5 protein-coding genes are annotated in these 6,123 nt (G+C 69.4%); 3 read left to right on the top strand and 2 right to left on the bottom strand.

The genetic code is table 11. The features are described from left to right. Positions 1-53: 53 nt before the first annotated feature. Together fabI and fabG are read right to left on the bottom strand one after the other, a co-directional pair. Positions 54-821, bottom strand: a complete 768-nt coding sequence (gene fabI / locus ACWCRB_RS34795; RefSeq protein WP_369033742.1) for an enoyl-ACP reductase FabI — start codon at positions 819-821, stop codon at positions 54-56. 5 nt (positions 822-826) lie between these two features. Next, positions 827-1,531 carry a 3-oxoacyl-[acyl-carrier-protein] reductase gene (gene fabG / locus ACWCRB_RS34800; RefSeq protein WP_369033743.1) on the bottom strand — a complete coding sequence of 235 codons (705 nt, stop codon included), beginning with the start codon at positions 1,529-1,531 and terminating at the stop codon, positions 827-829. Between the two features lie 257 nt (positions 1,532-1,788). Between fabG and ACWCRB_RS34805 the strand changes: the two genes are divergently transcribed. From ACWCRB_RS34805 to tyrS, 3 genes are all read left to right on the top strand, one after another. Then, on the top strand, positions 1,789-3,312 hold the full coding sequence (locus ACWCRB_RS34805) for a TldD/PmbA family protein (protein ID WP_450999868.1): 1,524 nt from the start codon (positions 1,789-1,791) through the stop codon (positions 3,310-3,312). Then, positions 3,309-4,703 (top strand): metallopeptidase TldD-related protein, encoded by a 1,395-nt coding sequence (locus ACWCRB_RS34810; RefSeq protein ID WP_450999869.1) that lies wholly within the window; start codon positions 3,309-3,311, stop codon positions 4,701-4,703. Before ACWCRB_RS34805 ends, ACWCRB_RS34810 begins: the two co-directional genes overlap by 4 nt. Positions 4,704-4,777: 74 nt before the next feature. Next, complete coding sequence (tyrS, locus tag ACWCRB_RS34815; protein ID WP_450999870.1) at positions 4,778-6,043, top strand: tyrosine--tRNA ligase; 1,266 nt, start codon at positions 4,778-4,780, stop codon at positions 6,041-6,043. Positions 6,044-6,123: the final 80 nt, after the last annotated feature.

Here is a 6,123-nt window from a genome sequence, read left to right on the forward strand (position 1 = left end):
ACGGAACGCGAGCCCTCGAACGTCGGCCGAGCCTCAGGAGGCGTCGGCGGTGGTCACGCGCCGATCGCGTGCAGCCCGCCGTCCACGTGGATGATCTCGCCGGTGGTCTTCGGGAACCAGTCGCTGAGCAGGGCGACGATGGCGCGGCCGGCCGGCTCGGGGTCCTTCAGGTCCCACTCCAGGGGCGACCGGGCGTCCCACACCGACGCCAGCTCGCCGAAGCCCGGGATGGACTTGGCGGCCATGGAGGCGAGGGGACCGGCGGAGACGAGGTTGCAGCGGATGTTCTGCTTGCCCAGGTCACGGGCGACGTAACGGCTGGTGGCCTCAAGGGCGGCCTTGGCGGGGCCCATCCAGTCGTACTGCGGCCAGGCGAACTTGGCGTCGAAGGTGAGGCCGACGACCGAGCCACCGTTCTGCATCAGCGGCAGGCAGGCCATGGTGAGCGACTTCAGGGAGTACGCCGAGACGTGCATCGCGGTGGCGACGGACTCGAACGGCGTGTTCAGGAAGTTGCCGCCGAGGGCGTCCTGCGGGGCGAAGCCGATGGAGTGGACGACGCCGTCGAGGCCGCCGAGCTCCTCGCCGACGAGGTCGGCCAGCCGTGCGAGGTGCTCGTCGTTGGTGACGTCGAGCTCGATGACCTTGGTGGGCTTGGGCAGCTTCCTGGCGATGCGCTCGGTCAGCGTGGGCCGCGGGAACGCGGTCAGGATGATCTCCGCGCCCTGCTCCTGGGCCAGCTTGGCGGCGTGGAAGGCGATGGACGACTCCATCAGCACACCGGAGATCAGGACGCGCTTGCCCTCGAGAATTCCGCTCATGGTGATCAGTGACCCATTCCCAGTCCGCCGTCAACGGGGATGACGGCTCCAGTGATGTACGAGGCGTCGTCCGAGGCGAGGAACCGCACCGTTGCGGCGATCTCCTCCGGCTGCGCGTACCGGCCGAGCGGCACCTGCTTCACGATGGTCTCGCGCTGCTCGTCGGTGAGGACCTTGGTCATGTCTGTGTCGACGAAGCCGGGCGCGACGACGTTGAAGGTGATGTTGCGCGAGCCCAGCTCACGGGCGAGGGACCGCGCGAAGCCGACCAGACCGGCCTTGGAGGCGGCGTAGTTGGCCTGACCGGGACCGCCGTACAGACCGACGACCGAGGAGATGAGGACGACGCGGCCCTTCTTGGCGCGCAGCATGCCGCGGTTGGCACGCTTGACGACGCGGAAGGCGCCGGTGAGGTTGGTGTCGACGACGGACGTGAAGTCGTCCTCGGACATGCGCATCAGGAGCTGGTCCTTGGTGACACCGGCGTTGGCGACGAGGACCTCGACCGGGCCGTGCTCGGCCTCGATCTCCTTGTAGGCCTGCTCCACCTGCTCGGTGTCGGTGATGTCGCACTTGACGGCGAGGAAGCCTGTCGGCGGCTCACCGGATCGGTATGTGATGGCGACCTTGTCGCCGGCATCGGCGAACGCGCGGGCGATGGCGAGGCCGATGCCCCGGTTGCCTCCGGTGACGAGAACCGAGCGGCTCAACGGATCACCCTTTCGTTAGCGGTTCAACACCTGTCCGAACACCCGGCTGACAGGCTGCTTCTCCAAAAACCTATCGGTCCGCCCGCACGCGCGGACAATCGGGCACCGACAGTGGCTCACCCCTGGTCCTGTCGGGTCTCTACAGTCGGTGGGCCCGGACAGATCGAAGTGAATCCGTTGGAAGCCTCGCTGTCAGACCTGCATGATTCACTGCGAGACAGACGCATCACACTCACCGTGACAAGGAGAGGCCGCTCATGGCCCATGAGGTCGATCAGTCATTCCTGGCACTGCCCCTACGTGCCCTGGCCGACGCCGCCCTCGCACGTGCGCGTGCGCTCGGTGCCGACCACGCGGACTTCCGGTTCGAGCGGGTGCGCAGCGCGTCCTGGCGGCTGCGGGACGCCAAGCCGTCCGGATCGTCCGACACCACGGACCTGGGGTACGCGGTGCGGGTGGTGCACGGCGGTACCTGGGGGTTCGCGTCGGGCGTGGATCTGAGCATGGACGCCGCCGCGAAGGTCGCCTCGCAGGCCGTGGCCATGGCGAAGCTGTCCGCCCAGGTGATCAAGGCGGCGGGGTCCGACGAGCGGGTGGAGCTGTCCGACGAGCCCGTGCACGCGGACCGGACGTGGATCTCGTCTTACGAGATCGACCCGTTCACCGTGCCGGACGAGGAGAAGGCCGGGCTGCTGGCCGAGTGGAGCGCGCGGCTGCTCGCGGCGAACGGCGTCAACCATGTCGACGCCTCACTGCTCACGGTGCACGAGAACAAGTTCTACGCCGACACCGCGGGGACCGTCACCACACAGCAGCGGGTGCGGCTGCACCCGCAGTTCACGGCCGTCTCGGTCGACGAGTCGAGCGGCGAGTTCGACTCGATGCGGACCATCGCGCCGCCCGTCGGGCGCGGCTGGGAGTACCTCACGGGCCGGGGCTGGGACTGGGAGTCCGAGCTGGAGCAGATCCCCGAGCTGCTCGCCGAGAAGATGCGAGCGCCGAGCGTCGAGGCGGGACTGTACGACCTGGTCGTCGACCCGTCCAACCTGTGGCTGACCATCCACGAGTCCATCGGCCACGCCACCGAGCTGGACCGGGCGCTGGGTTACGAGGCGGCGTACGCGGGCACGTCCTTCGCCACCTTCGATCAGCTCGGCAAGCTGAAGTACGGCTCCGAGCTGATGAACGTCACGGGCGACCGCACCGCCGAACACGGCCTGGCGACCATCGGGTACGACGACGAGGGCGTCGCCGGTCAGTCGTGGGACCTGGTGAAGGACGGGACGCTGGTGGGCTACCAGCTGGACCGGCGGATCGCGAAGCTGACCGGGTTCGAGCGGTCCAACGGGTGCGCGTACGCCGACTCTCCCGGGCATGTGCCCGTGCAGCGCATGGCCAATGTGTCGTTGCAGCCGGACCCGGCCGGGCTGGCGACCGAGGATCTCATCGGCGGGGTCGACCGCGGGATCTATGTCGTCGGGGACCGGTCCTGGTCCATCGACATGCAGCGGTACAACTTCCAGTTCACCGGACAGCGGTTCTTCAGGATCGAGAACGGCCGGATCACCGGGCAGCTGCGGGACGTGGCCTACCAGGCGACGACCACCGACTTCTGGGGCTCCATGGCGGCCGTCGGCGGTCCGCAGACGTACGTCCTGGGCGGTGCCTTCAACTGCGGCAAGGCCCAGCCGGGCCAGGTCGCGGCCGTGTCCCACGGCTGCCCGTCGGCCCTCTTCAAGGGCGTCAACATTCTGAACACCACGCAGGAGGCCGGTCGATGAGCGCCCGTATGAACAAGCCGCACGAGGTTGTCGAGCGGGCCCTCGAGCTGTCCCGGGCCGACGGGTGTGTCGTCATCGCCGACGAGGAGTCGAGCGCCAACCTGCGCTGGGCGGGCAACGCCCTCACCACCAACGGGGTCACGCGCGGGCGCACGCTCACCGTCGTCGCGACCGTCGGCGGCAAGCAGGGCACGGCCTCGGGGGTCGTCTCCCGCGCGGCCGTCACCTCCGACGAGCTGGAACCGCTCGTACGGGCCGCCGAGGCCGCCGCGCGCGGTGCGAGCCCCGCGGAGGACGCCCAGCCGCTGGTCGCGGGTGTGCCGTCGTCCCCCGACTTCACGGACGCGCCGACCGAGACCTCGTCCGCGGTGTTCGCCGACTTCGCGCCGGCGCTCGGCGAGGCGTTCGCCCGCGCGCGGGCCGGTGGCCGGGAGCTGTACGGCTTCGCCAACCACGAGCTGGTGTCGAGCTATGTGGGTACGTCGACGGGGCTGCGGCTGCGCCATGACCAGCCCAACGGGACGCTGGAGCTGAACGCCAAGTCCCCGGACCGTACGCGGTCCGCGTGGGCCGGGCGGTCGACGCGGGACTTCAAGGACGTCGACCCGGCCGCCCTCGACGCGGAACTCGCCGTACGGCTCGGCTGGGCGGAGCGGCGGATCGAGCTGCCGGCCGGGCGGTACGAGACGCTGCTGCCGCCGACGGCCGTCGCCGACCTGCTGATCTACCAGCTGTGGTCGGCGTCCGCGCGGGACGCCGCCGAGGGGCGCACGGTGTTCTCCAAGCCGGGCGGCGGGACACGCATCGGCGAGAAGCTCACCGAGCTGCCGCTGACCCTGCGCAGCGACCCGAACGAGCCGGGTCTGGAGGCCTCCCCCTTCCTGCTCGCCCACTCCTCCGGCGACGACCAGTCGGTGTTCGACAACGGGCTGCCGCTGAGCGCCACGGAGTGGATCCGCGAGGGCGAGCTGAACCGGCTGATCACCTCCCGGCACACCGCAGGCCTGACCGGCCTGCCGGTGTCCCCGGCGATCGGGAACATCGTCCTGGACGGGGGCGAGGACAAGTCCCTGGAGGAGATGGTCGCGAACACCGAGCGCGGGCTGCTGCTGACCTGCCTCTGGTACATCCGCGAGGTCGACCCGGCCACCCTGCTGCTGACCGGCCTGACCCGCGACGGGGTGTACCTCGTCGAGAACGGCGAGGTCAGCGGGGAGGTCAACAACTTCCGGTTCAACGAGTCGCCGGTGAATCTGCTGGGGCGGGCCGTCGAGGCGGGGCGTACGGAGAAGACGCTGCCCCGGGAGTGGAGCGACTGGTTCACCAGGGCCGCGATGCCCGCGCTGAGGGTGCCGGACTTCAATATGAGCTCTGTCAGTCAGGGCGTATAACCTCGTAGCCGGTAGTCGCTCGACTGCCGTACAACTGACTGTACGAAGACCATCCACAAGGAGATACGAGAACCGTGACGGACATCGTCGACGAGCTGAAGTGGCGTGGCCTCTGGGCCCTGTCCACTGACGAGGACGCTTTGCGCAAGGCGCTCGCGGACGGTCCCGTCACGTTCTATTGCGGTTTCGACCCGACGGCGGCCAGTCTGCACGTCGGCCACCTGGTGCAGGTGCTCACCATGCGCCGCCTCCAGCAGGCGGGCCTGCGTCCGCTGGCCCTTGTGGGCGGGGCGACCGGCCAGATCGGCGACCCGCGTCCGACGGCGGAGCGCACGCTGAACGACCCGGAGACGGTCGCGAACTGGGTGACCCGGCTGCGCGCGCAGATCGAGCCGTTCCTGTCCTTCGATGGCGAGAACGCCGCGGTGATGGTGAACAACCTGGACTGGACGGCCGGCCTGTCGGCCATCGAGTTCCTCCGGGACATCGGCAAGCACTTCCGCGTCAACAAGATGCTGACGAAGGACTCGGTCGCCCGGCGCCTGGAGTCCCAGGAAGGCATCAGCTACACGGAGTTCAGCTACCAGCTGTTGCAGGGCATGGACTTCCTGGAGCTGTACCGGAGGTACGGCTGCACGCTCCAGCAGGGCGGCAGCGACCAGTGGGGCAATCTCACGGCGGGCCTCGACCTGATCCACCGGCTGGAGCCCGACGCCGAGGCGCACTGCCTGGCGACGCCCCTGATGGTCAAGGCGGACGGCACCAAGTTCGGCAAGACCGAGGGCGGCGCCATCTGGCTCGACCCGGACATGACGACACCGTACGCGTTCTACCAGTTCTGGCTGAACGTGGACGACCGGGACATCTCGACGTACATGCGCATCCTGTCCTTCCAGTCCCCGGAGGAGCTGGAGGCGCTGGAGGCGCAGACCGCGGAGCGTCCGCAGGCGCGGGCCGCTCAGCGCGCGCTCGCCGAGGAGCTGACGACGCTGGTGCACGGCGCCGAGCAGACGGCCGCCGTGATCGCCGCGTCCAAGGCCCTCTTCGGCCAGGGCGAACTGGGTGAGCTGGACGAGCGGACGCTGACCGCGGCCCTCTCCGAGGTACCGCACATCCGGGTCGCCGAGGCGGGACCGGTCGTCGACCTGTTCGCCGAGGTCGGCCTGGTGGCCAGCAAGTCGGCCGCGCGGCGCACGGTGAAGGAGGGCGGCGCGTACGTGAACAACGTGAAGGTCGCCACCGAGGACGCGGTTCCCGCGAAGGAGGACCTGCTGCACGGACGGTGGCTGGTCCTGCGCCGGGGGAAGAAGAACCTGGCGGCGGTGGAGGTCACCGGCTGACCGGTCCGTACGTCGCGAGTACGTGTGAAGGGGGCGGCCCTGTTGCCAGGGCCGCCCACTACACACGTAGCGCAAGGCTC

This window comes from Streptomyces sp. NPDC002156 (genome assembly GCF_053593675.1).

What these genes read in the sequence shown, in the direction of transcription:
- fabI (WP_369033742.1), bottom strand. Translation starts at nt 821, where the DNA reads ATGAGCGGAATTCTCGAGGGCAAGCGCGTCCTGATCTCCGGTGTGCTG.
- ACWCRB_RS34805 (WP_450999868.1), top strand. Translation starts at nt 1,789, where the DNA reads ATGGCCCATGAGGTCGATCAGTCATTCCTGGCACTGCCCCTACGTGCC.
- ACWCRB_RS34810 (WP_450999869.1), top strand. Translation starts at nt 3,309, where the DNA reads ATGAGCGCCCGTATGAACAAGCCGCACGAGGTTGTCGAGCGGGCCCTC.